Annotated in this window: 21 protein-coding genes and 2 pseudogenes; 9 read left to right on the plus strand and 14 right to left on the minus strand. The window is 35.6% G+C overall.

Annotated features, from left to right (window positions below; translation table 11 throughout):
- Positions 1-3: 3 nt before the first annotated feature.
- From PMEL_RS03415 to PMEL_RS03425, 3 genes and pseudogenes are all read left to right on the plus strand, one after another.
- A complete protein-coding gene (locus tag PMEL_RS03415; RefSeq protein ID WP_120173976.1) occupies positions 4-1395 on the plus strand; it encodes a toxin-antitoxin system YwqK family antitoxin in 1392 nt (463 codons plus the stop codon).
- A gap of 167 nt (positions 1396-1562) precedes the next feature.
- On the plus strand, positions 1563-3479 hold the full coding sequence (locus tag PMEL_RS03420; protein WP_120173977.1) for a polysaccharide biosynthesis protein: 1917 nt from the start codon (positions 1563-1565) through the stop codon (positions 3477-3479).
- Between the two features lie 35 nt (positions 3480-3514).
- A pseudogene (locus PMEL_RS03425) lies at positions 3515-4117 on the plus strand (nucleotidyltransferase family protein); the annotation flags it as partial.
- Positions 4118-4142: 25 nt separating this feature from the next.
- Here the strand turns inward: PMEL_RS03425 and PMEL_RS03430 are convergent.
- Positions 4143-5081 (minus strand): IS30 family transposase, encoded by a 939-nt coding sequence (locus PMEL_RS03430; protein ID WP_120173978.1) that lies wholly within the window; start codon positions 5079-5081, stop codon positions 4143-4145.
- Positions 5082-5258: 177 nt separating this feature from the next.
- Between PMEL_RS03430 and PMEL_RS03435 the strand changes: the two are divergent.
- A pseudogene (locus tag PMEL_RS03435) lies at positions 5259-5786 on the plus strand (hypothetical protein); the annotation flags it as partial.
- Between the two features lie 221 nt (positions 5787-6007).
- On the opposite strand, the gene PMEL_RS03440 reads toward PMEL_RS03435, so the two are convergent.
- A complete protein-coding gene (locus tag PMEL_RS03440) occupies positions 6008-6880 on the minus strand; it encodes an endonuclease/exonuclease/phosphatase family protein (protein WP_120173979.1) in 873 nt (290 codons plus the stop codon).
- A 308-nt stretch (positions 6881-7188) separates the two neighbouring features.
- Here PMEL_RS03440 and PMEL_RS03445 point away from each other — a divergent pair, with 308 nt between their 5' ends.
- Positions 7189-7593, plus strand: coding sequence for an OsmC family protein (locus PMEL_RS03445; protein ID WP_120173980.1), 405 nt, complete (start codon positions 7189-7191; stop codon positions 7591-7593).
- 770 nt (positions 7594-8363) lie between these two features.
- Here the strand turns inward: PMEL_RS03445 and PMEL_RS03450 are convergent.
- Positions 8364-9092 carry an HAD family hydrolase gene (locus tag PMEL_RS03450; RefSeq protein WP_120173981.1) on the minus strand — a complete coding sequence of 243 codons (729 nt, stop codon included), beginning with the start codon at positions 9090-9092 and terminating at the stop codon, positions 8364-8366.
- 491 nt (positions 9093-9583) lie between these two features.
- Here PMEL_RS03450 and PMEL_RS03460 point away from each other — a divergent pair, with 491 nt between their 5' ends.
- Together PMEL_RS03460 and PMEL_RS03465 are read left to right on the plus strand one after the other, a co-directional pair.
- Complete coding sequence (locus PMEL_RS03460; RefSeq protein WP_120173983.1) at positions 9584-11125, plus strand: sulfatase family protein; 1542 nt, start codon at positions 9584-9586, stop codon at positions 11123-11125.
- 123 nt (positions 11126-11248) lie between these two features.
- Entirely contained in the window at positions 11249-12121 is an 873-nt protein-coding gene (locus tag PMEL_RS03465; protein ID WP_120173984.1) for an abortive infection system antitoxin AbiGi family protein, read from the plus strand.
- Positions 12122-12229: 108 nt separating this feature from the next.
- On the opposite strand, the gene rpmA is transcribed toward PMEL_RS03465, so the two are convergent.
- On the minus strand, positions 12230-12520 hold the full coding sequence (rpmA, locus tag PMEL_RS03470; RefSeq protein ID WP_004361192.1) for a 50S ribosomal protein L27: 291 nt from the start codon (positions 12518-12520) through the stop codon (positions 12230-12232).
- Between the two features lie 16 nt (positions 12521-12536).
- Positions 12537-12854: a 50S ribosomal protein L21 gene (rplU, locus tag PMEL_RS03475; RefSeq protein ID WP_120173985.1), complete on the minus strand. Its 318-nt coding sequence runs from the start codon at positions 12852-12854 to the stop codon at positions 12537-12539.
- Positions 12855-13699: 845 nt separating this feature from the next.
- Here rplU and PMEL_RS03480 point away from each other — a divergent pair.
- Complete coding sequence (locus PMEL_RS03480) at positions 13700-14266, plus strand: NUDIX hydrolase (protein ID WP_120174624.1); 567 nt, start codon at positions 13700-13702, stop codon at positions 14264-14266.
- Positions 14267-15851: 1585 nt separating this feature from the next.
- On the opposite strand, the gene PMEL_RS12195 is transcribed toward PMEL_RS03480, so the two are convergent.
- From PMEL_RS12195 to PMEL_RS03505, 7 genes are all read right to left on the minus strand, one after another.
- The gene (locus PMEL_RS12195) at positions 15852-15989 is read right to left on the minus strand and encodes a hypothetical protein (RefSeq protein ID WP_172586739.1); all 138 of its coding nucleotides are present in this window, start codon (positions 15987-15989) and stop codon (positions 15852-15854) included.
- Positions 15990-16047: 58 nt separating this feature from the next.
- A complete protein-coding gene (locus PMEL_RS12200) occupies positions 16048-16212 on the minus strand; it encodes a hypothetical protein (protein ID WP_172586740.1) in 165 nt (54 codons plus the stop codon).
- 12 nt (positions 16213-16224) lie between these two features.
- The gene (locus PMEL_RS03485) at positions 16225-16623 is read right to left on the minus strand and encodes a hypothetical protein (protein ID WP_120173986.1); all 399 of its coding nucleotides are present in this window, start codon (positions 16621-16623) and stop codon (positions 16225-16227) included.
- A gap of 41 nt (positions 16624-16664) precedes the next feature.
- Positions 16665-18587: an AAA family ATPase gene (locus tag PMEL_RS03490; RefSeq protein WP_120173987.1), complete on the minus strand. Its 1923-nt coding sequence runs from the start codon at positions 18585-18587 to the stop codon at positions 16665-16667.
- Positions 18588-18600: 13 nt separating this feature from the next.
- Positions 18601-19065: a hypothetical protein gene (locus tag PMEL_RS03495; protein WP_145985347.1), complete on the minus strand. Its 465-nt coding sequence runs from the start codon at positions 19063-19065 to the stop codon at positions 18601-18603.
- A 105-nt stretch (positions 19066-19170) separates the two neighbouring features.
- On the minus strand, positions 19171-19359 hold the full coding sequence (locus tag PMEL_RS03500) for an NUMOD3 domain-containing DNA-binding protein (protein WP_120173989.1): 189 nt from the start codon (positions 19357-19359) through the stop codon (positions 19171-19173).
- A gap of 1349 nt (positions 19360-20708) precedes the next feature.
- A complete protein-coding gene (locus PMEL_RS03505) occupies positions 20709-22496 on the minus strand; it encodes a tyrosine-type recombinase/integrase (RefSeq protein WP_120173990.1) in 1788 nt (595 codons plus the stop codon).
- A 131-nt stretch (positions 22497-22627) separates the two neighbouring features.
- On the opposite strand from PMEL_RS03505, the gene PMEL_RS03510 reads away from it, so the two are divergent.
- A complete protein-coding gene (locus PMEL_RS03510; RefSeq protein WP_120173991.1) occupies positions 22628-22870 on the plus strand; it encodes a hypothetical protein in 243 nt (80 codons plus the stop codon).
- Here the strand turns inward: PMEL_RS03510 and PMEL_RS03515 are convergent.
- Both PMEL_RS03515 and PMEL_RS03520 read right to left on the minus strand, forming a co-directional pair.
- Positions 22845-23528, minus strand: a complete 684-nt coding sequence (locus PMEL_RS03515; protein WP_120173992.1) for a DUF4230 domain-containing protein — start codon at positions 23526-23528, stop codon at positions 22845-22847. The two genes, PMEL_RS03510 and PMEL_RS03515, sit on opposite strands and share 26 nt — an antisense overlap.
- Before the next feature lie 2 nt (positions 23529-23530).
- Positions 23531-24199 carry a DUF4230 domain-containing protein gene (locus PMEL_RS03520; protein WP_120173993.1) on the minus strand — a complete coding sequence of 223 codons (669 nt, stop codon included), beginning with the start codon at positions 24197-24199 and terminating at the stop codon, positions 23531-23533.
- Positions 24200-24475: the final 276 nt, after the last annotated feature.

Consider the following 24475-nt stretch of genomic DNA (forward strand, 5'->3'; position numbering starts at 1 on the left):
CATATGAAACGTTTGTACTTTATATTACTTGTAAGTACCTTATTTACTGTAGCTACTGCTCAACGTGTAGCACGTAGTTATATTCCTCACGGAGCTTTTTTTTATGATAGTCAGTGGCAAGGAGTTAATAGTCCTGATAAAGCTGCCTATTACAGAGTTTTAGCGGTTGATGATAAAGGTCAGAAGATGTTTTATGATTATTATATCACGGGACAACTTCAAGCTGAGAAACATTATATAAGTATAAACAAGCAGAATGACCGAAACACGGTTTTAAATGGAGTGTGTAGAACATTTCATAAGTCGGGTAGAGTAGAGTCTGTATTACAGTATAAGAATGGTAAGGCCAATGGTCGTGCTTTGTCTTTCTTCCCAAGTGGCAATATTGGTATGAAATTATCTTACCGTAATGGATTGCTTGACGGCCCTTGTTATACATACACAGAGAGTGGGCGTTTAGAATACACTACGGTTTGGCGTAATGGTACCAAAGTCAATGAGATAAAAGGTGGTAAGGATCATTATATTGATAAAAACACTAATGAGGATGAGTTCTGCGAACGTTATCGTCAAGACGAGGCTTTGATAATGGCTCAATCAAAGAGTATTTATAAAGCAAGAGAAAATACAGAGCCAAAAGATAAAGTAGAGATAAAAGACGCTAAAAAAGTAAATAATCATCTCTCAAAGGATACTAAAGAATCTTTGTCTACACATGATTATTCAACAAAGAACGATCATGGCAAGTCTGTTAATAATAAGGTAAAAGAACATGCTGCCAAGCAAACGACTAAAGAGGATAAATATCTTGCTAATATAAAGTACCCAGATAGTTCTAAAGGAAAGACTGGAAATACTAAGGGAGAGAAATCTTCAGATATGAGTTTACCACAGAAGGGTAGATTCAACTTTGCTTATCTGCATAGCCTTTTAAGCAGAGAAAGTGAAAGGTTAAAAAGTGTAGATGCGTTAACTAATATTAGTTATAATTTCCTTTTAAACTCTTCACAAATAATTGATGGATTTGGTGCACAGAAGGAAGTAATTTTTCATCATAATATGATTTATGATGTACAGAATAGTAAGGATAAGGTTACAGGTAATAAGCCAAGACAAATAGGCTATTTTGGAACAATTGTAGGAGGTAATCTCCTTGTAGAGCGCATTAATATCTTTACGTGGTCTGAGGAAGAAATGTATCTTATTGCTCAAGAAGCTATCAATGCAGGTTATAAAACTCTTGGTGGTATAGATTATAAAGGCACAGATGGAAATTTTATTCTTGAGCCAAAGATGAAATCAATGAATTATGATGAGCGTGAAGTTGTTGTAACCTTTACTCATCAGCCAAACCTTTATGCAGGACTTTATCATATTCAGATGGATGTAAGGTAATACAACTATTTTTTTAGATTAATTAAATTAAATAAAACGAGATTGATGTATATCATTTAATTATTTTTCAGTATATTTGCATCATAAAATTAATTTTCTACTAAGAGAGAACGATAAACGTTCATTATTTATAATGGGCAATCACCTGTAAACTATTTAAAGAGATTATGAAAGTATTTGACAAGCTGTTGAATTGGTATCTTTCTATAAATGCACTCCCATATTGGGTCATTTTAGCTATAGACATTGTTATCTGTTATCTATCAGGTCTCTTTGTCTTCTGGCTTTATTATCATGGTGCAGTATCTCCTCAGCACATAGTGCTGCTGACCAAAACAATCTTTATGTACATGATTTTTAACCTTATTGGTTTTAAAATTTTCCGTACATATTCTGGAATTATTCGTTACTCTTCCTTTGTTGACTTGCAGCGAGTAGTATTAGCAATGTGTCTCTCGCTTGTTATTGCAGAGGCAATGCATTATGTTGTTTACCATTGGAATCTTGAATTTGTTCGTCTTCAAGGTCGACAGATTGCAGCTATGTATCTTGTTGCAACCATAGGTATGATGGCTTTCCGCATATTGACAAAGTCTCTTTATGATGTGTTATTTAATACAGATAAAGGAATTCGTACACTTATCTATGGTGTAAAAGATGGTGGTGTAGGTCTTGCAAAAAGCATTAGAACCGATAAACCACGTAAGTTTCTTTTGAAAGGATTTATTGCTCATGACCCAGCTATAAGCGGTAGATTACTCATGGGTGAGAATATTTATCTTGTTGATGACAACCTTGCTGAACGTATCAAATCATTGAAGATAAAGGCTGTTTTAGTATCTCCATTACAAAATGAACGTTTTCGTAATGATTTAAAACTGCAAGATATACTTCTGAGTCTTGGTGTACAGATTTTCATGAGTCCTACAGAGAAGGAATGGAGTCAGAATGACGATTATACTGCTGTACAGCTCAAAGAAATTAGTATTGAGGACTTACTTCCACGTGATCAGATTAATGTTGATATGGATTCTATTGGTAATCTGTTACGTGATAAGAAAATTATGATTACAGGTTCAGCTGGTAGTATTGGTTCTGAGATGGTACGCCAGATTGCTATATATAAGCCTGCAGAGCTTATTCTTATTGACCAAGCAGAGACCCCTCAGCATAACATTCGCTTGATGATGCAATTTGAGTGGCCAGATATTAAGGCACATACTATTGTTGCAAGTATCTCTAATTATGAGAGAATGGAAAAGATTTTCCAAACTTACAAGCCTGATTATGTGTTCCATGCAGCTGCTTATAAGCATGTACCAATGATGGAAAACAACCCATCAGAAAGTATACAGAATAATGTCTGGGGTACAAAGGTTATTGCAGACCTCAGCGTTAAATATGGTGTTAAGAAGTTTGTTATGGTTTCAACAGATAAGGCTGTGAACCCAACAAATGTTATGGGCTGCTCAAAGCGTATCTGTGAGATATATTGTCAGAGCCTTAACAAAATGATTAACGAGCATGCAGATGGTAAACCTGCTACACAATTTGTTACTACACGTTTTGGTAATGTGTTAGGTTCAAATGGTTCTGTGATTCCTTTGTTTGAGAAGCAGATAAAGGCTGGTGGACCTGTTACTGTTACTGATCCTAATATCATTCGATTCTTTATGTTGATTCCTGAAGCGTGTAAATTAGTGCTTGAAGCTGGTACACATGGTAGTGGAGGAGAAATCTTTGTATTCGATATGGGCAAACCTGTCCGAATAGCTGATCTTGCTAAACGAATGATCAAGCTTTCTGGTGCTAAAAATATTGAAATTAAATATACAGGCTTACGTGCTGGTGAGAAGCTGTATGAGGAAGTGTTGAGTACAACTGAAAATACACTTCCAAGCTTCCACGAGAAAATTCGTATTGCAGAGGTACGTGAATACGACTTTAATGAAGTAAACAAACAGATTGAAGAGCTTATCGAATTGAGTCATACATATAACGATATGGCTATCGTTGAAAAAATGAAAGAAATTGTACCAGAGTACGTAAGTAATAATAGTAAATACTCTGTTCTCGACAAATAATTTATCTGTCGACTAAGTAGAATGTAAATAAACTAATGAAATATAAGAAAAAAGATTCTTCTGACCTTTTCTTTGAGTTTCTGCGCTTCTGCTTGAAAGAAGATGCTAAGGAACCAGCTAATTTGGCAGAAATGGATTGGGACGCACTTTATAAGTTTGGTAAAAAACAAGCTATTCTTGGCGTTTTATTTTACGGTATAAAAAGGTTATCAGATTCTCCTTATCGACCTAATAAAGAACAAATATTTAAATGGTATGGTGCTTGCTCTTTTATAGCACAAGCTAATAGGCAAACCTACAAAGATGCTAATGCACTTACCAGATTAATGCAAGAAAAATATGGTGTGCGTAGTTGTATTTTAAAAGGACAAACCAATGCCTTGATGTACCCAGACCCATATATGCGTACGTCAGGTGACATCGATTTATGGACTGATGCCAATACTTTAGATATTATACGTATTTCTCGCGAACTTGATAAAAAGGGAGAGATTGGATATCATCATATTGAACTTAGTTATTTTAAAACACCTGTAGAAGTACATTTCTTTCCTTCATTTATGGGTAACTTGTGGCATGAATACAAGTTGCGTCGATACTTCAATCAATGCAAAGAAAATCAGTTTAAGCATCTGACCGCAGAGTCAACCAGCAAGTGCAAAATTACAAAACGTGTTTAAAGAACTCGCACTTTGGATTAGAAAAGTTTAATTTTTCTCTTGGTCTTTCGTTCAATTTCTTTTGTATGGACATAATTCTCTTGTCCGTATATTTATCAAACGAATCCTTTTTAGGTATATACTGCCTGATTAATTTGTTTGTATTCTCAACAGTTCCCTTTTGCCATGAACAATATGGGTCAGCGAAGTACACGGGCACTCCTAAGTATTTTGTGATGTCCTTATGTGCTGCAAATTCAGGTCCGTTATCTGTTGTAATTGTCTTCAGGCTGTCTTTGTATGGCAGCAGTAGTTTCCTAACCACCTTTACCAGAGGCTTTGACATTTTTCCAAATGGCAGTTTCTGCATAAACAACATATTGGTGGATTTCTCCACTATTGTGAGTATGGCGTGCTGGGCAGGATCGACGATCAAGTCCATCTCAAAATCTCCGAATCTCTTCCCGTCAACTTCCTTACTTCTTTCATGGATACTCACCCTGTCCTTTATTGGAAGATGTCCGCCTTGGGGACGATGCCTGTATTTCATCTTATGCCTTGTGTGCTCTGCAAGCTTCCCTGTTGTGTCATTGTGGATAATGTTATAGATGGACTGGTGGGAGACCTCTATACTCTCATTTATGCGCAGATACCCTGATATTTGTCTTGGAGACCACTGGTCGTTGATAATATATTCTTTAATTCTCCAAACTAATTCGTCGGAGAGTTTGGCGTTAGTTACCGTGCTCTTTCTGCGCTGCATAGCCATATCATGCGCCTTCGTCCAGATATACTTTCCCGAAGGCGTACTGTTGCGTTTGATTTCACGTGAGAGTGTTGACTGACTAATACCGACGATCTCGGCAATTTCTTTTCTCGCTGTTTTCTTTTGGAGTAAGGCAAAAATTTGCGACCTTTGCTCCGAGATTAATTGATGATACATTTGCAATACAAAGTTAGTTAATCTTTGGGAGACTTCGGTCTCCTTTTTTATTTGTATTGCTGGTTGTTTCTTTTTCCTCTCCGAGAGATGCAGACAACCTCTCGCTACGCGTCGAGAACGTCTGCATCTCTCGGAGAGGGACACTCTTTTATTGCACTTCGTTTTGGAACTTGCATGACTGAGTTGCCAGATGGTTTAGGAAAGATTTACACTGTAACAGATGATTTTAATCGTGTATTTCAGTTGTCTCACTTGATGCATCATTTCTTTTTTGAGGGTATCGGATTAAGACAAATGATAGATTATTATTATTTGTTACTTCGAGGATTCAGTGAGGAAGAACGTCAAGAAACTCTTCATGTACTTAAAGATGTGGGAATGTATAAGTTTACTACAGCTGTAATGTATGTGATGAAAGAAATATTTGGTTTACCTGACAAATACTTATTGATGGAACCTAATCATAGAATAGGTAAAATTCTTGTCTCAGAAATATTGATGGCTGGAAATTTTGGCTTTCATGATCATCGTTATGCATTTGCAGGTAAATCAGTATACTCACAGTATTTCCTCGAGATATATAGAAATCTTCATTTTGCAATTGATTTCCCATCGGAAACAGTTTGGGGACGTCCTGTTTCAAGATGGTGGCACATGATATACAAGGCATATTTACGTCGACAACTACGACATAGTCAAAAATAAACCCCTTTAATAAGACTCAAAATAACTTTAATTTTCGATTGAAAATATTAAGTTGAACAATTGTATCATATGTGAACACCAATGGTGCTAAGTAGGAGCACCATTGGTGTTCACGTATAAACACAAACTGTGTTTCATTTATTATATTAATCTATATTGTGTTTTGCAATATAATAAAAGACTATAATACCTATATTAAATTGATATAAAGGAAATCCTAATTATCTTGTTTTAGTTTTGGCTTGTGAATATGTAAGCTTTACCATGACGGGATAATGATCAGAGATATTACGACGTGACTTACCAAGCCAATAGCTATTTGTAAAGATGGCATAATGTGGAATATTAAAATCTGAAGTAACAAAGATATGATCAATGCGTGCTTTACTACGACTATCCTGCATAAAGTCATTCCATGTTCCCGTGGGAGCCATGTATTGTAGAGCGTTAGTATAACAATCACGTAATACTCCTGAGTGAGAGAAAATTTGATAAACCTCGTCGGTTTCATCTACATTAAAGTCACCTGTTAGAATTGTAGGTAACCCTTTAGCAAGCTGTTTAATTTGCTTCAGAATAAGTTGAGCACTTTCTCTTCGTGCTATAACCCCCACGTGGTCCATGTGAGTGTTGAAGAAAAGAAACTGCATTCCCGTTGATATATCTTGGAATTTACCCCATGTACATATACGAATACAAGCAGCATCCCATCCAAAAGAAGCTTTTTCTGGAGTCGTTGAAAGCCAAAAATTGCCGCTTTCTAATAATCTAAGTTGCTCTTTCTTATAAAAGATTGCTGCATATTCTCCTTTTTCTTTACCATCATCGCGACCTATCCCTATATAAGCATAACCATCTAAGCCTTTATTTAGGTCATGTAGTTGATCTACAAGAACCTCTTGTGTACCAAATATTTCTGGCTGTTCAAAATTGATGAAGTCACACAAATGTGAACAACGTTGTGTCCATGCATTGCCTTCTTTTTCATCATTCGGGTTGTTATAACGAATGTTATATGTGCCAACATAAAGGCGTTGAGCAGAGAGGCTACAACATAATAGCATTGCAAAAAAAAGTGATGTAAGTTTATTCATGATTTAAGTTCTTTGATATTTATAACTTCAATATAAATGAAGAGTAATCTTTTTTCTTAGTATAAAGTTCTGTTTTACAAAAGTACATAATGTTTTTCAATCATCATCATATTATGTATTATTTATTGAAGGCATACAAATTGTTTTATATAATCTCAATGTCGCTTTATATACTATTTATATAGTTAATAGTAATTTTCTTTTTTAGTTGCTTTTTTCAACTTTATATATTATATTTGCCATATTATATTCTTAACATGAAATTATATATAAACCAATATTAATAACAAAATTAAAAATAATTTATTATGGTAGTAACAAAAGCAATTTATCAAGGAAAAGGACGTGTTGAAGCAAAGCATGTAAAATCAGAGGTAGTCGTAACAACAGATGCTGGTAAGGCTGTTGGAGGTCTTGGAGAAAATCAAAACCCAGTTCAATTATTAGGTAATGCTCTGTCTGCTTGTGTTCTAACGCTGATGGGCTTGCAAGCTGAACGTGGAGGAGTAGACTTCTCTGGCTGTTATGCAGAAGTTGGGGAGTGCGAAGAAGATATGAAGAAGTTTACGGTTACTCGTATTCCAATAGTTTTTCACCTTAAAGCTTCATTTGATGAAAAGCAGCGGAAGAAGTTTGAATATATAGCTAACAAGGCTTGCTTTGTCGGTAATACCTTAACTGCTGAGAAAGTATTTACCTTTGTGTATGACTAAAAATCTCATTATTATCTAAAAAGTTTATCGAAATAAGAGATGAAGAGGAGAGAATAATTATTCTTAAAGATAAAGAAAAGTCCTGCCATAAACAACATACTGATTATGACAGGACTTTATTTATGGTTCTTCCGTTAAATGCGTAGATTGTTAATAGAATGAGATTAATCCACATAAACGGAATAATTACCCCCATTTAGATGGTTTTATAAAGGGGGATAAACTATATGATAAACGTAATTAGCTGCGATATCGATCTGTCTTCTACAAACAACTTATTCCCCCATTAGTTGAAGTTTGTAAACTATTTTCATGCGTTTCAAAACCAACACATACTCTTTTGGCTTCTAAAAGACGCCCAATTGACTTGCAAAAGGTGCCCTTTAAGACCCTTACTAACGCCCTTTTGAAGTCCAATTAAGCACCTTTTATTTTACCACTTAGTAACTACTTGATTCTCTGTTGATTGTATACCTACTTCTTATATGTGTTTTTGACGTTATTTATAGATATTTTCTTTGAAATTATGTAATAATTTTTCAAACTCTTGTCTACAAGTTTTCGAAGTCTTAAAATGAAAAGGTTTTCAATGAAAGAGGATGAAAATAGGATAGAATGTTGATTGTCTTAGCCATATTTTGTTTAATGAGCAACCTCAGCTCTTACGTTAAAGCAATACGAAAAGCGTCCACACATTTAACGGAAGAGCCTTATTTATCTATATGCTATAAGATATTGGTAAACTTCAACAAAATGCATAACTATATATGTTAGGAAAGCTTACTCTCATCTATTAATCTTGCATTAGGAGTCAAGAAATTTGTAAGTTCAGCAAATCTGGATAATCTCAATAAATGTGGATGAATTTTATTAAGATAATCTCTGTCTTCATCTCCCATATAATTTGGGATGTGAACAGCCCATCCTCCAATCTTTAGTACTGGAGCTATGTCCTCAGAATACGTATCTCCAACTGTGAGAAGCTGTCCTGCCTTCACACCAAACTGTTTACAAAGACGCTTATAAGCATCAGATGTCTTTTCCGATACGATAACAATATCATCAAAGTAGGGACGTAATCCCGAGCGTTGAAACTTATTTTCCTGATCAAGCAATTCTCCCTTTGTGAACACAATCATTCGATATTTACCAGTGTCACGCAGTTTCGATAATGTTGTTTTAACACCGTCAAAAGGATGACCTGGTAGTCGTAGTAATTCCTTGCTTACCTCAAATATCTGTCCAATGTCATAACCCTTTACTTTTCCGTGACTGATCTTGACCGCATTCTCTATTAATGATAACATGAAAGCTTTACTTCCATAACCAAAAAGTGGTATGTTTGCCTTTTCAGTGGCGCGGAGAGCATGGGACACCTCATCTGCAGAAGCATACGGGGCAAGAATCTCACAGTACACTTTTTCCACTGTATTAAAGTAGGTCTGACTACCCCACAGTGTATCGTCAGCATCAAATGCTATAAGTGAAATCTCCGTCATAAGCCTAAAAAATTAGATGTTATTGTTATCGTAAACATTCTCTTCTTTATTGAACCTTGTCCAATAAAGGCCGGTCGTAGACGGTAAATAATAAACTTCCTTTCAAAAATAATAAATCCTCCTTTTCTTTCTTTTTGCAGCAAAGATAGTCTTTTTTTTCGTTATCGCAAGTTTTTCTACAACATTTTTACTCTTATAGATGTTAATTTCACTTTTATTAATTATGTGCAGATATAATATATTTATCGACAAAATAAAACTTTTTATTAATAAGCTTACTCTTTGCAGTATTTCTATTAACATTTTCAAAAGTAAAATTAAAGAAATTATAGTGGTAATTTACACAATGAAAAATTTGATTATCTCAATTATTTTTGCTTTCTTTGTGGTCGCTTAAATCTTTGGGCATGCGAGTGCTGATGGATATTATTTTCATTAAAGTTACATCTAATAACCCCTAACAATTTACCTAATCGGAAACTAAGAATAAAATGGAACAAAAACTCTTAACAATAGCCTTATTATCATCTGCAATCGGAACTGGTCAGGAGGCCTTAGCACAGACACGTGGAACAGCCACAGATAAGCCAAATGTAATTATTATATTAGCTGATGACCTTGGTTATGGTGATTTAGAGTGTTATGGTGCTAAAAACGTTCAGACACCTAATATTAATAGACTTGCAAAGTCAGGAATACGTTTTATGAATGGCCACGCTGTCGCTGCAACAAGTACCCCATCTCGCTATTCACTTCTTACAGGTGAGTATGCGTGGCGTCGAGAGGGTACGGATGTGGCTGCAGGTAATGCTGGAATGATTATTAAACCTAGCCAGTTTACAATGGCAGATATGTTTAAGAGTCGTGGCTATGCAACCTGTGCGATAGGAAAGTGGCACCTCGGATTAGGTGATAAAGGGGGTGAGCAAGACTGGAATGCACCCTTACCAGAGTCATTGGGTGACCTCGGCTTTGATTATCATTATATTATGGCTGCAACTGCTGACCGCGTTCCTTGTGTATTTATAGAGAACGGGGAGGTTGCAAACTATGATCCAGCTCACCCAATAGAAGTGTCATACGTAAAAAACTTTGATGGTGAACCTACAGGGCGGAAGAATCCTGAACTTCTTTATAATATGCGTTCAAGCCATGGCCATGATATGTCTATCGTTAATGGAATTGGAAGAATTGGATATATGAAGGGTGGAGGAAAGGCGCTTTGGAAAGACGAGAATCTTGCCGATTCAATGCTTACACATGCTGTCAAATTCATTGAAAATCATAAGAAGGAGCCTTTCTTTATGTATTTTGCAACCAATGATGTTCATGTTCCTCGCTTTCCTCACGAGCGTTTTCGAGGAAAGAATTCAATGGGAGTAAGAGGAGATGCTATTGTTCAATTTGATTGGACAGTCGGTCAATTAATGAAGAAACTACACGAACTAAAGATAGATGATAATACGCTTATTATTCTTACCAGTGATAATGGACCAGTTGTTGACGACGGATACCAAGATCGTGCAGAAGAATTACTTAATGGACATAGTCCTGCAGGACCATTCCGAGGTAATAAATACAGCGCTTTTGAGGGTGGAACAGCTGTACCTTTTGTTGTTTCGTGGCCGCGTAAAATTAAGGGTGGAATGGTCTCTAAAGCACTTGTTAGTCAGATAGACCTTCTTTCTTCATTGGGCTCACTTGTCCGTGCTCGTTTCCCGAAGGGTAGTGCACCAGATAGTCGAGACTATCTTTCAACACTTCTTGGTACTGACACAAAAGGGCGCGACTATGTAATTGGACAATCTAATACGCACGTTCTTTCAGTTCTCACCTCTCAATATCGGTACATCGAGCCAAGCAATGGACCAAAGATGATTCAATGGGGACCAAAGATTGAAACAGGAAATCTTCCAGTTCCACAGCTTTATGACATGACTGTCAGCCCTTACGAAACAAACAATGTTGCTGCTGAACATGCAGATGAGGTCTCACGTATGCAATCGATATTGAAGAGCGAGAGAAGTAAATAAAAAGCTAATTATAGGATACTTTTCCCTTCCCTTAAAGTATGAATGACATATTTCATTGCATACTATTAAGGAAGGACTCAGGGAGCTACTCTTGTAGTATGCTTTATATAAGACAACGTAATTATGGTAAAGAAGAATAGTCACACTTCAGCTTTATTTCATTATACCAGGAATCAAAATATTGTCATTAATATTTTGAGAGAAGGTTTGAAGTTCTCCTATTGTAGAGAGGAGTTCTCAGATGATTTATGTCTTGGTATTCCTATGATATGTTTTTGTGATATTCCAGTAGGTGCGAGTTTTGAGCATTCATCAAAGTATGGACAATATGCAATTGGCTTGTCAAAAGACAAGCTTTTAGACAAATATAAAGAAGCATTGGGACCAGTCAACTATGTAACATCCCTTTCATCAGTAGAAGTAGCCTTTCAATTAAGGAGTGTTGGGATTGAAAACAGACATGAGATTGATACAATTTCAAAAAAATCTCATACACCAGAAATAAATGTTACAGTTAATGGTAGACATTACAAGGGGAAGGTATTGCCTGCAGAATATACAAATAATACCTTGAGACTTTTCCTTCAAAGTATAGAATATCATCGCTCATCTACTCAAGCAATAAGTTTGATGAAACCATATCAGTCTATTCATGATGGTAATAAACAGATAAACTATGACGAATGCGAATGGAGAATAGTTTTACCTGAACATACAAAGCTCAATGAAAATACTCGTTGTCAATGGTTTTGGACAAAAGAAGAATATGAGAGTTGGAGAAAGCAAAGAGAAAATAAGTTCATTAATGAAATGCCACTCCTTTTCACTGTAGATGACATTGAGTACATTATTGTCCCTACAAAAGAATTAATCCCCAACTTTATAAAACGATTAATTGACTTAAAAGAAATTTGCGGTAATAAGATAGAGGATAAAGATAGATACTCTCTTGTTTCTAAAGTTATTAGTTTAGAACAAATTAAAAGAGACTTTTAGGAATATCAATTTAGAATAAAGTATAACTCAATAAAAGCATGAATCCCGGCTCCAAAAGGAGACCGGGATTATGTTGTTTGTTTGGAATAGTTGTTTGTTTGTTTCGCTTTAAGCTTCTGGCTTTACAGTCTTAGCAGCGTAAACTTCCTCTGAAAGAACAGAAACAGTACTCTTGTTGTACTTGCCCTTGTGGAAGTAAACAACACCGTCTGCAAGTGCATACAATGTGTCGTCCTTACCCTGTGCAACATTCTCGCCTGGGAAGTGCTTGTTACCGCGCTGGCGAACGATGATGTTACCTGCGATAATCTTCTGGCCACCCCAGATCTTAACACCTAAACGCTTTGAAGCTGATTCGCGACCGTTCTTAGAACTACCTACACCTTTTTTATGTGCCATTCTTAAGTCCTCCTTGTTAAGCGTTAATTGATTTAATTTCTACCTGAGTGAAGTGTGAACGATGACCGTTCTTCTTTCTGTAGTCCTTACGACGTTTCATCTTGAAGACGATAACCTTGTCGCCCTTTACGAGAGGAGCTACTACCTCAGCTACTACCTTTGCGCCCTCAACAGTTGGTGCGCCTACTGTGACTGTTCCGTTGTTATCAACCAACAGAACCTTGTCAAACTCAACAGCCTTGCCTTCTTCCGCATCCTTGATGTGGTTTACGAAGAGCTTCTTGCCCTCCTCAGCCTTGAACTGCTGACCGTTAATTTCTACAATTGCGTACATTTTTATATTGTAAACGGGTTTGTACCGTTGGGCGGCTGAGCATCTATTCAGCACTTGTTCTGAGCCCAGAACGGCATAATCGGGTGCAAAGTTACTAAAAATTAATGTTATGTAACATAATAATAGGTGACAAATCTTACTTAATTAACAATAATTAGAGCATTTGTTCTCTTTTACATTCTATAAAATCCTCTTATAAGGGTATTAAGATACTGTATGTATACAAAATTATGTACATTAAAAATCCATATTAATCTTATATTATGGCACTAAGAACTAAAAGCGCAAATACTAACAACCTTCATAATATTAACGAAGGTCTAATGAAAAGACATAAGTCATTAAGACCATAACAAAATAATGCTAACCTTTTATCTACATAAAGATTACACTATTATCATAGCCTTAGTTCCAAACTATTTATATGTCATATCAAGGGAGCATTCATCTAAATTATCAAGTTGACGCTCATCTTCTTGATAGATATTATCAAGATTAAACTCCTGCTCATTGTGCATTTTTGGTTTACGTTTCATAGTCATGTCCTCCATAGGGTAGCCCAGCCGCAGAGCATACCTCTGATAGTAAACAATTTAGGTTGCGGCAGTCCCTTTCCATCTCGTTTACAAATATATAAATTATAATTGATTTTTTTGTCAACAAATAAGAAATTCTTTGTTTATTCTTTCTACTGTATAGGTAGATTAATGATAAAGGAGAATTTAATACATGATTATTGTTGATGAGATATTAAAACCTAAATAAGAAAACTACAAGTAGATTATTTGCTCATTAAAATGGAATATCATAACTTTGTACTTGTAGAATCAATAGTTTATGGTCTTATGAACAAGATAAAACAACGCAGTGATAATGATATGAAATGGAGTACACTCTCCTCCGAGCAACTTATTAATCGACCTTGGTTAAAGGCTCGCCGTGATACCGTTCAGTTACCTAATGGAAAGGTTTATGACGAATATTACGTACTATCATATCCAACATGGATTAATGTTATTGCTGAAACAGAAGATGGAGAACTTATTTTGGAACGTCAGTATAGACATGGACTCGGTGTTGTGTCGACTGAGATTTGTGCAGGAGTTGTAGAAGAAGGCGAGACACCTTTACAAGCTGCACAACGTGAATTAGAAGAAGAAACAGGTTATACAGGTGGAGAATGGGAAGAGATTATGATTATCTCTGCAAACCCAAGTACAATGGATAATCTTTGCCATTGCTTTTATGCTCGTAACGTCAAAAAAACGAACAATCAACAACTTGATGACACAGAAGATATTGAGGTATTTCTTCGTTCTAAGGAAGAAGTAAAAGAAATGTTATTACGTGGAGAGTTTATTCAGTCGATGATGGTAGCTCCACTATGGAAATACTTTACCATCATAGATTAATTCAGGATGGTAGGGAATAATAGTTTCTCAAAATATAAGATTATGATTATTATTTGCTAACTTGCTGATATATTGCAATTTACATTTTTACATTATTACACGTTCTTAAGCGTGGTTCTTTTGATGTATACGGCAAAGATAAATGATTTGTTCGGAATTTCCAAATAGTTAACTTTCATTCACAAAATAAACATACCAACCCATTATATAAGGTAGTAATTGGGAAAGTTAGAATAAGAAAAGAAAAGCCCCCACCACCTTATAATATAGGTGTGTGGGGGTGTCTATATGTTGATGTTATGTAGCGTTATTAATGACACCCTTTATAATAGGGTTTCATTAATACCTTGGGTTGGTAGGTTTTTATTAGTTCCCCTTTGGGGCTGTTGTGTATTGTGTTCCTTGCTGTACTCACTTCTAACATTTTACTAAAGTAAAATAGAAAAAGAAGGAAAAACAAAATACTAATAAATAGTGCTCGCTCCAGAACTTCAGAAAATTTCCGTTTGTGTGAAAGAAAGTGGTGGAGGGGTTTAAAACATGGCCCCCCTTCAAAAAAAAGGCCTCCCCCCCCTGCCTGCCTTATTTAATTACATTACTTGTCGTTGTCTGTCTGCTTTCCTTGCTTGCTTCCTTGTTGCTTTCCTCCTGCTTTTCTTTCTTTACTTCCTCGGTAATTGCTGGCTGTTGTGCTGTCTGTGTCCTTTACTTGCCTTGGTGTGTCGTCTGTGTGTGCTACCTTGATAGTTAATAGATGATGTTATATAGTTCCTTGCCGTCTGTAGTGGTTGGTTGTTGTTCTGCCCTGCTGTGTTACTGCCTTGGTGTCACTAATCATTATACAATCAATCTAATACCAACCCTTTTATAATTCATTCATAATTAAGTCAGTCGAGAGTTACCACCCTTTGAAGGTGGTTAACTCTCTCCTTAACATTAACTAATAAACTTACTAATCTATGAAAAAAATATTTTCTTATTTAAATATCTTATTATCAAGTTATTATATTACTTAAATACTCATTCTAAGCCGTTGTAACGTCCTTTGTCTTTCGTTGTGGTGTATTGTTCCACTAATAGCGTTATATGCTGTCAGACGGCAAATAAACGGCTAATACGTTGATATTGTGTGTATTATTCCTTTACTCCTTATCTTGCTATTAATTGGTAGTGTTGTTTGCTTGCCTGCCTGCTTGACTGCTTGGTGTTTATTATTGTCGTGCGTGGTGTTGTGTCTGTTCCTTGACTGCTTGGTGTTTACTATTACTTCAATCTGTGTTATATATTTGCTATATGCCGTTTAATTCGCTTGTATTGGCTTGTTCCTTTGTTGCCTTTTAACTTTACCACCTTGCCACTATTACCGCTTTATATCGCTTGTATTAGTGCCTTGTGCTGGCTTATATTACGATAACAACACTTTGATAGTGTGTGTTATCTCCTTATATTGTATTATTGGGTTGGTATGTTTATTTTATTATTTATCTTTTCTTTCTGCTTGCATATACAAAAAAGGAAATAACCATTATTAGTTATCTCCCTTTTGATTATATATTGAGTTGAAAAGAATATTTTTGTATGTTTCTTAAAGTGCGTTAATCTGCTTTATAAATGTATCGTATTTCTCATTTATTATCTTTCTTTCCTTCGCTGTTTTTTCCTTTAATATATTTATTTCTTCTTTGCGTCTTTTCTCAATTTCCTGCTTTGCTATATCCTTCATTTCTTTTGTAATACAATTATTCATTTTTTAATTGATTTACTGGTTAGTTTATTGAGTATTAAACATTTACGTTATATCCTTTTTGTCTAATCTCTTTTAATACCTTGTCTTGTTTTTCTTGTTCTTTCTTCTGTAATTCCTTGCCTAAATCGACACCCATACAAAAGATACTTACACCGCAAAAGACGGCTGTTAGTATAAAAATTAAAAATAACATATTCATATCTTTTTATCTTTATTCTTTAATTAGTTCTTTAATGTCTTGCACACGTGGCAAAGGTGCTTTTAATGCTTTTCTGTAAGTGGTGTAAACTATATCATTATTTGCCCATTGTGCTATAATTTTACTTTTCGTTCGTGAAATTACTTTGTAAAATATTTTGTCTATTGTTCTGTTTTTGGTATGGTGCATTTTTTGCAGCATTATAACGTCCCCTCTTTTTATGCTGTTGAGGTCGTAGCCGTTGTTATCATTCCACCTTATCCACTGATATTCACCTTCTTTTGTCACCTTTGCGCAATATATTCGGTTTTCACCCCATTTGTAATCAAACCCTTTGAAATGCTGGTGCATTATTCCATTTTTGAGGTTATAAAACTCTCTGTCTGTCAATTCATTAGCCATATTTTCCATATTATATTTTTTATTTCTTTATTATATTATTCTTTCTTTTATTAGTTTACTTGTGTTTGCCCTTTTGCTTGGTTGTATTTTTTAAAAATAAACCTCAATCCGTACCGCTCGTTATCTTCTAAGTTATTGAGTACATAATCAAAATTACAATCTGTTTTGAACTCATCGTAACCGCTTCTTTGCTGCCTGATTATGTGTAATAACTCCCTGCCATTTTCGCCCCAAATGTTGGCTATTGCATTAGCCAGCCCAAGCGTATCTTTGTGATTTTTTGAAAGTTGTATTTTATTTTGCTTGATATCCTCCACCATTGATTTAACCTTTTTAAATTCCCTTTCTGTAAGTGGTTTATTTGCGTTAATTTCCAACCCTTGAAGGGGTTGTTTATTAACTTGGGTTGGTATGTTTAATTTACGTGTATATATATCGCATTTAGTATTCCAATATTCGTTATCGTCAATGCTCATATATCTTTCACGATTGACATTAATGCAACTACTATCTAACTTCAAACCTATTTTATTAAAGTCCTCCTCCAATGCCTTAAACACCGCCTTAAAGTCGGTTTTATTTTCGTCCAAAATTGGTATTAAAGCGTACATTCCTTTGCCTCCTACTGACATACTACTATACATAACATAAGGCAATGAATTAACCCTTTTACGCATTTCTTCAAGTGTCATTCCCTTATTGTCCTTCTCATCTAAATCAACGGCAATTAGTGGGTTAACTTCTTTTACTTCCTTGGCTGTTTCGCCTTGACAAAGACAAGAAGGGGTATAAGATAATACCTTTGCTTTTGCTTGTCTGTACTCACTTTCATTCTTGTTTCTGTCAATGTTTCTCACCGCTTCTATTTCCTCTTTGCAGTTTCTCCCTAACATTATAGCATTGTATAATGTGTATTCATTCAATACTTTATGTTGTCCCATAATGTTAACTTTGGTATTATGTATGAAATCGGGGGTTATTCTTTGCGCCTGCTTTTCCTCTTTTGCTTCCTGCTTTTCTTTCTTTATTTCCTCGGTATTTGCTTTCTCCTTGGCTGCTTCCTCTTTGACTGCTGGGGCTGCTTTGGTTGCTGGTTGTGTTGCTGTTGGGGTTGCTTGTGCTGCTGGCTGGCTGCCTTCCTTTGCTTTTTCCTCCATTATTGCCTTCATTACATCGGTCGCAATATCTTTATTAATATCCTTTGGGGTGTTGTCCTCGGTGCTGCTGTCCGTGTCGCTATATGTAAGGTGTACGGGGTTATACTTTAATACGCATTTGCCCCCCATTACTCCTTTTGCGCTGTCCCTTACTTTCAACACTTTTATAGTTGTTTCTTTGGCTTCATAATCGCTAATTTTCAAACTAAACATAAAATCAGAAATGTTATAAAAGTTTGCGCTGCCATTAACGGAATAAGCAGTAACTTCTTGACCTTCAATTAATTTAGTGGGATGTGTTACTAATATAACCGCTATATCGTTATCTATACTTGCCTGCTTTAGGGCACTCAAAGCCCTTGCTATATTGGTAGTGTTAATCTCACCGATTAAGTGCTGTAGCATTGTAAAGTTATCAATAACCACCATATCAACCCCGTATGTTTCCTTTGCGTCCTTTATCATATCTAATAAATCTTGCCAATCGCTAAAATCATAGTCGTATAATATGCTAAATTCGCTTGCTTTGGCTGCTGATTGGAACAAAATAGATAACATTCTACATTGGCGGTCTTGCGGTGTTTCGGTCGCAATATATAGGGTTTTCCAATTATTATTTTTTGCCATTTGATAGCCGTAAAAATTTGTAAAAGTTGACTTACCGCTGGCAGGGGTTGCGACTATTGTTGTTAATGTCTGTTTGTCTATTCGCAAAATATCATCTATTGATTTAACCCCACATTTATAACCGTCAAATGATTTATAGTCCTTTGCTGCTTGTATGAACTTGTTTGTATCTAATCTTTTGAAACTCATATCTTTATGCTGGTTAAATTTTTATTGCTGCTTGCAATTCTGCAAGTGTTGGCTTATGTTCTTGTTGTGGTGCTGTTTCCTTTTTAGCGTTAATAATACCACCCTTTGAAGGGTTGTTATTATTACTTTGGGTTGGTATGTTTATTTTATTGCTTGTCGCTTTCGCTTGTTTCTGCTTGCCGTCCGTGTCCTTTGCCAACTTTAACGCCTTATTAGATAATATCCATTTTTTCGATTTATATTTATTTTTTGTGTAAATGTCTTTTAAAGGCAAAATATATCCTTGTTCTATCAACTCATTAATTACTTTTGTCATTTGGCGGTGTACATTATCTTTGCCAAATCCGCAAATATTCTCACCGATATATTTTATTTGTGCTTCAATTTCTCGCTTATTAAGCGAAAGCAAGTATAATAAAACTAACTTGCTTGTTGGGCTAATTTCTAACCTTGTTGTTAATATCTTGTAGATGTTCATAGCGTTTTTTTTAACATCATTATTTTTATAGCATTTTTATAGTAAAAAGGTGGTGGAGGAAAACGCTAAATAAACCCCCATTTATACCACCTATATTTTTATCTATTATACTTCATCTTTAAATTGATTGGATAAATCAATTAAATTAATTGCTGCGTTAATCTTCTCCCATTTCTTTTTTATCGCTTCAATTCTTTTCGCTTCCTTTTCTGGTGTCATATTCTTATATCGTGCTTTCTGTGCTTCTGACATCTTGCGCTTTGTTTCCTCGCTGTGCTTTCTTCCTGTCATCATATTTTTATCTTTTTTTTATCGTTATTATTTGGGGTTAAATTTAAGTGCCCCCCTTTATTAAATAATTATCTTTTTATTCTGAAAAGTCAAGTATATTTTTAAAAGTTTTCTTCAAATCTTCTTGAAAACCGCTAAAACAAAGGAAAAATAATTTAAAAATAATTGAAAATAATTTTGAGTTTTCTGTAATTTAATTGAAAATAAGATATAATAGGGGGTAATAATTGGCTGGGGGCTTGCTGGAAGGGGTGTAAATTCAACCGATTATGTCGGTGTTGTGTTCGTTACTGCTGTGCTGGTGGTGGGTAATAAGGCAAAATAAGCACGTATAAGGGGGCTTTTGCTGCTGTAATGGTATAATTTGCAGGCAAAGGGGATTAAAACCCGTCAAATCGCAAATATACGCTTATATGGTGGCTTGGGTGTAATAGTTTGTTATAGCGTTATATATTTCCACCCTTGTGGGGTGTCATTATATAACTTGGGTTGGTTTATTTTTTTTATTGCTCCGCTTTGTCATTGGGTGTATTACTCCCTTACCTTTTACACACTCATCAGTATTACAGCAAAGAATAATATATATTAATAAATCAATACCAACCCAAAGAAAGGAGAAAAGCAAATAAAATGCTTTTTCTCTCTTTCTTGTTATCTCTTTATAATACTATAATATATAAACAGTCATTTTTGACTGTAGGGTAACAGTCATTTTTGACTGTAGGTATTATTTGCTTTTTAGTGTGAATATGAATAATACTTGCAGTCATTTTTGACTATAGGTATTATTTCGTTACTGCTGTAATGTAGGGGGATAGGTGTTATATTACCTATGTAGATACTTCCTATTATATGACTATATAGGGGGTACAAAAATACCCCTGCTTTACTTCTGACAATACAATATACTAAATGAGAAAATACCCCTACTATACATTTACTATATAATAATTTTACACCTTAATTAATATAGAAAATAAAAGCGATATTAGCCGTTAATTATGTGTGGGTTGGTAAGTATAGGGAAAGGGGATAATAAGCCGTTATACGTCAAATAAAGGGGGTATTTGTGGGCTGCTGGGTGTGGTGGGTGTCCCTGCTGTGTGTGTGGTGCTGGTGTCCCCTGCAGGAAGGTGTCTGTTGTATTCGTGGCTGCTTGGTGGTGTCGTCCCTGCTGTGTGTGTGTATTGGCTGGCTAGAAGGTGGGTAAAAGGAAAGAATAAAATAAAAATAAACATACCAACCCAAAATATTATATATCCACCCCTTGAAGGTGGTTATATAATATTGCTAACAACCCCTACAGAAAGAAAAAGGGAAACTAACCAAATACGGCTGTTTCCCCTTGCTTGTTATGCTTCCAATATGTCACAAAGTACGTTTATTTTAGTTATTAAATCGTCCACTTCTTTTGTTTTATCCTTGGTGCTGCTGAATAGTACCTTTATTTGTCCCTTACTTATATACGTGTCTAAGTCCCCACGCAACAAATAAAGCGTGTTTTGTAATTCTTCACTGCTTTTTCTCTCTATTTCTTGGGCTGGGTACTGCAATTTTTTAAGTACTTTTTTTATTAGTTCATTATACACTTTTAAAATGTTGTTTCTTTTACTTATATAATGAAGGGAATAATCAAATACCCCTTCACTCATTACGTTGCTTCTCAACTCCTTTAATCGTGCTAATTTGCTATTTAATTCCTTTTTAATAAAATAGTTGTCTATCTCACTTGTTCCGTATGCTTGTAACGTAACATCATATCCCCCTATGTTCTTTGTTGCTTCTATCTTTGTGCGTGCCTGCTGTGTCGGTGCTGGCTGTTCTGCTTGCACGTGTTGCGCTGGTGCTGCTTGTGCTTGTTGTGGCTGCAACTTGGCTATTATATCGTTGTCTGTAGGGTGTGTGTAAACACGTTCTACCATTTCGGAACTATTGCCCAATTGTAGCGCAATTTGTTCCGATGTTAGCCCCTTTCTTGCCATTTGTGTGGCTGCTGTGTGCCTTGCGTAATGTGTACTTATTTCCTCACATAATGGCTTGCCGTTCTCGGTAATACGTGTTAACCCTGCCCTTCTTGCTATCTTCTTTATGTTGCGGTTTATAAGGTCTTTTAGTGCATCACCATTTTTTGGCAATAACTCACTACCTTGTAACACCTGCAATAAGTCGCTAACTTCCTTTGTCATAGGGATATATGACTTCTTTACTTTTGCCCCCCTTGTTCCCTTTTTATTGATAATTATAATAAATTCGTTGCCGTTGCCGTCTGATTGTGTTGTATATTCCCCTTTTAATATGGTGTATACATCGCTAATTCTCTGACCTGTAGCCAGTTGCAATAAAAATACGTTGCATGAAAATGTTTCCTTTTCGGTCTGTGTTTCCACCTGCTTTAATGCTTCTATTTCCTCCTCCAATAGTTCACATTTAACCTTCTTGCTAATGGTGGCTAAATTTTTGAAAGTCACCTTTTTAATCCCATATTTTGCACCCTTGCCGTTAACTAATTCTTTGATTATACGTGCTATAGTGCTACATTTGATATTGATGTTTTGTGCGCTTTCATTTTGTGCTAACATCCAATCTTTGAATGAATTAAACGCTACTTGACTAAGTGCCTTTGCGCTATCTGTCTGATTGGTGGTAGTTAGCCATTCACACCATTTTTTGTAATCTGTTCGGTATGTGTTAATAGTGTTCTTTGCTAAACTCCCTTGCTGTTCCCACATAGTTAACACCTCTTCTATCATCTTGGTTGCTTTAGGTGTTTTCTTTGATTGTATAAATTGCGGTGTTACTGACATATCGTTATCGGTTAAGTTAATGTTTTCTTTTAATTCGTCAAAGGTAGTAAAATTTTGCGACAATACCAAAATACGGCAATTAGACACAAAAGCGGTTAACTCCGCTTGTTCTTGTAACTGCTTGGTTGTCAAATCGATATGAACACTTGTTAAGATTGGCTGCTGTCGCTTACTATCCCAAAGGGCTGGTAATACTTTCCTTCTCGTTGGTATCTTTGCTTGTACTGATTTTCCTTTGTCATCAACATAGTACACCACCATATATAAGGGGGTGGGGGTTGTACTCTTTGGCTTGCGAAGATTGAAATTAACACTAATTAACTGACTTAATTCCATAATTACACACTTTTTTGTCTGTTCAGACGTTCTTATAAATGGTTCTTATTCCCACATATTTGGAACGTGTGTAAATACGTAACTGATTGATATTCAGCGTTGAGTATAAACGGTAATCATAATATAAGATAATGATAACAAAAGACAGTATCGAAGCTGCTTATTGCTTTTTTCATCAGAAGTATCAAGTTTATGCTTTTTCAAATTGCGAACGACAGAAAGATGACATAGAGTATGCTATCAGTTCCTATGTAGAAGTGATGAATCCAGAACTCTATAAAAAACTTGCAGCAGGAAAAGAAGATTTCCTGCTGACACATTCAAGGTTTGCAGAGGACATAAAAGAGGCTATCGAGAAGCTTTCCGTGGAGTAATTGTCACCTCTATATTCTTATAGCCCATTGCCTTCAAAAACTGAGTAAACTGCTGTTTTGCATTTTTCTCAGCTATCATAATGTTCTCTGCAGTCATACAACGAGCTATCATCTTTTTGTATGCACGATTGTAAAGCTGCTCGCGATCAGCTGAAGTCCAGTCCCCCTTCTCAAAGAACGAACGTGATTTAGCTTCATCTATAAAGTTAGTATCAAGTAATCCAATAGGAGGCAACTTTGCAACGATAACACTGTCATTCTCCACACGAATCCAATGAGGTTCAGTTTGATGCAAGTCAACACCTAAGCGGACTGTCCCATAATAGATACGAACAAGTTCTGAATCAGAGAAGAAACCACGACTTATGGTATCAATAAGTTCCTCGTCGTTGATAGCAAGGAATTCCCATTGTCCGATATCTTGTATTTGCTGTATCTGTGTTGGCGTAATATCAATACGCTGATCTGATGATATACTTATATCATTGGTTGAATTAAACCAATAAAAGAGACCACCACAAAGACTAATGATAATTAAAAAGGTCAGAAGACAGCCTTTATTGGATGCTAAGATACGACTAAGAATCCCTTTCTTAGTCGGCTTATTCTCATTATTATTTTGTTCTATGATAATGTTATCAGATGTATTTATTTTCATTTTCAATCTTTTTTATTTACTTCAATCACCTGTCCTAAATCCTTAAGAGTAAACTTCTTGCGGAAAGATATAGTAACATCAGACTCTTTGTATCCCATAGCTGTAAAGATAGGAACAAGTTGGCGAGCTGCACTCTCCTGTGCTTGTTCTATGATACCCATCTGAGGAATAGAAGCAATAATCTGTTTTCTTCCTTGTGCCTCATAGCTTGTAAGCTCAGCATCCGTAAAGTTATGCCGTGTCAATGCCACATATTGCTTCACCTCCTTATGGTTAATCTTCGTAGAAGTAAGAAGAATCTTAGGATCGGGTAGGGTGACAACAAGTTCTTTTCCTCGACGTTGAATATTCTTATCGCTAAAACTTGATAAATCTATGTATGCCTTCAAAGTAGCATCCATAGGAATTGCAATGCGGCGGTCGCCTAATGGCAAGTTTACACTGAAGTCCTGCTTCATAAACGAGCCAGAAAGTTTCATCTTATCATCATGGGTGATAATCTTATGAATACGATATTCTGTTGTGTAAAGTCGTGAACATTGCTGTACCTGTGTTACCAGCATCGGAATTGTGTCAATGGCCTTTGCTGCAGACTCTTCAGTATTTTTCTTGTTTGTACAACCAATTGTAAGCAACGATAAAAACGATAATATGAGGATGAAATGTTTCATTCTGAATTTTAATAAATATATGTGCGCAAAGATACAAAAAACACACGATAAAACACTTACCAACCTAATAAAAAGAAATAAAAAAGATAGAGTAGGAGTTATATTAGTGCTCCCAGACATCTTATTTTAACGATAAAGATAAAACAATATATCAATCGGCTTATGTCAGTTTCTGCTTGTATAACTCTTTCTCTGACGACATTTTGTTTCCTTTTAGATAACAATTTGCATTGTAGTTAGGCCTTAACACCATTGGTGCGAACCAATAGCACAACA

It is taken from the genome of Prevotella melaninogenica, assembly GCF_003609775.1.
Classification (GTDB): domain Bacteria; phylum Bacteroidota; class Bacteroidia; order Bacteroidales; family Bacteroidaceae; genus Prevotella; species Prevotella melaninogenica_A.

Coding starts and splice junctions, on each gene's coding strand:
- PMEL_RS03415 (WP_120173976.1), top strand. CDS start 4: ATGAAACGTTTGTACTTTATATTACTTGTAAGTACCTTATTTACTGTA.
- PMEL_RS03420 (WP_120173977.1), top strand. CDS start 1,563: ATGAAAGTATTTGACAAGCTGTTGAATTGGTATCTTTCTATAAATGCA.
- PMEL_RS03430 (WP_120173978.1), bottom strand. CDS start 5,081: ATGTATCATCAATTAATCTCGGAGCAAAGGTCGCAAATTTTTGCCTTA.
- PMEL_RS03440 (WP_120173979.1), bottom strand. CDS start 6,880: ATGAATAAACTTACATCACTTTTTTTTGCAATGCTATTATGTTGTAGC.
- PMEL_RS03445 (WP_120173980.1), top strand. CDS start 7,189: ATGGTAGTAACAAAAGCAATTTATCAAGGAAAAGGACGTGTTGAAGCA.
- PMEL_RS03450 (WP_120173981.1), bottom strand. CDS start 9,092: ATGACGGAGATTTCACTTATAGCATTTGATGCTGACGATACACTGTGG.
- PMEL_RS03460 (WP_120173983.1), top strand. CDS start 9,584: ATGGAACAAAAACTCTTAACAATAGCCTTATTATCATCTGCAATCGGA.
- PMEL_RS03465 (WP_120173984.1), top strand. CDS start 11,249: ATGGTAAAGAAGAATAGTCACACTTCAGCTTTATTTCATTATACCAGG.
- rpmA (WP_004361192.1), bottom strand. CDS start 12,520: ATGGCACATAAAAAAGGTGTAGGTAGTTCTAAGAACGGTCGCGAATCA.
- rplU (WP_120173985.1), bottom strand. CDS start 12,854: ATGTACGCAATTGTAGAAATTAACGGTCAGCAGTTCAAGGCTGAGGAG.
- PMEL_RS03480 (WP_120174624.1), top strand. CDS start 13,700: ATGAACAAGATAAAACAACGCAGTGATAATGATATGAAATGGAGTACA.
- PMEL_RS12195 (WP_172586739.1), bottom strand. CDS start 15,989: ATGAAGGATATAGCAAAGCAGGAAATTGAGAAAAGACGCAAAGAAGAA.
- PMEL_RS12200 (WP_172586740.1), bottom strand. CDS start 16,212: ATGAATATGTTATTTTTAATTTTTATACTAACAGCCGTCTTTTGCGGT.
- PMEL_RS03485 (WP_120173986.1), bottom strand. CDS start 16,623: ATGGAAAATATGGCTAATGAATTGACAGACAGAGAGTTTTATAACCTC.
- PMEL_RS03490 (WP_120173987.1), bottom strand. CDS start 18,587: ATGAGTTTCAAAAGATTAGATACAAACAAGTTCATACAAGCAGCAAAG.
- PMEL_RS03495 (WP_145985347.1), bottom strand. CDS start 19,065: ATGAACATCTACAAGATATTAACAACAAGGTTAGAAATTAGCCCAACA.
- PMEL_RS03500 (WP_120173989.1), bottom strand. CDS start 19,359: ATGATGACAGGAAGAAAGCACAGCGAGGAAACAAAGCGCAAGATGTCA.
- PMEL_RS03505 (WP_120173990.1), bottom strand. CDS start 22,496: ATGGAATTAAGTCAGTTAATTAGTGTTAATTTCAATCTTCGCAAGCCA.
- PMEL_RS03510 (WP_120173991.1), top strand. CDS start 22,628: ATGATAACAAAAGACAGTATCGAAGCTGCTTATTGCTTTTTTCATCAG.
- PMEL_RS03515 (WP_120173992.1), bottom strand. CDS start 23,528: ATGAAAATAAATACATCTGATAACATTATCATAGAACAAAATAATAAT.
- PMEL_RS03520 (WP_120173993.1), bottom strand. CDS start 24,199: ATGAAACATTTCATCCTCATATTATCGTTTTTATCGTTGCTTACAATT.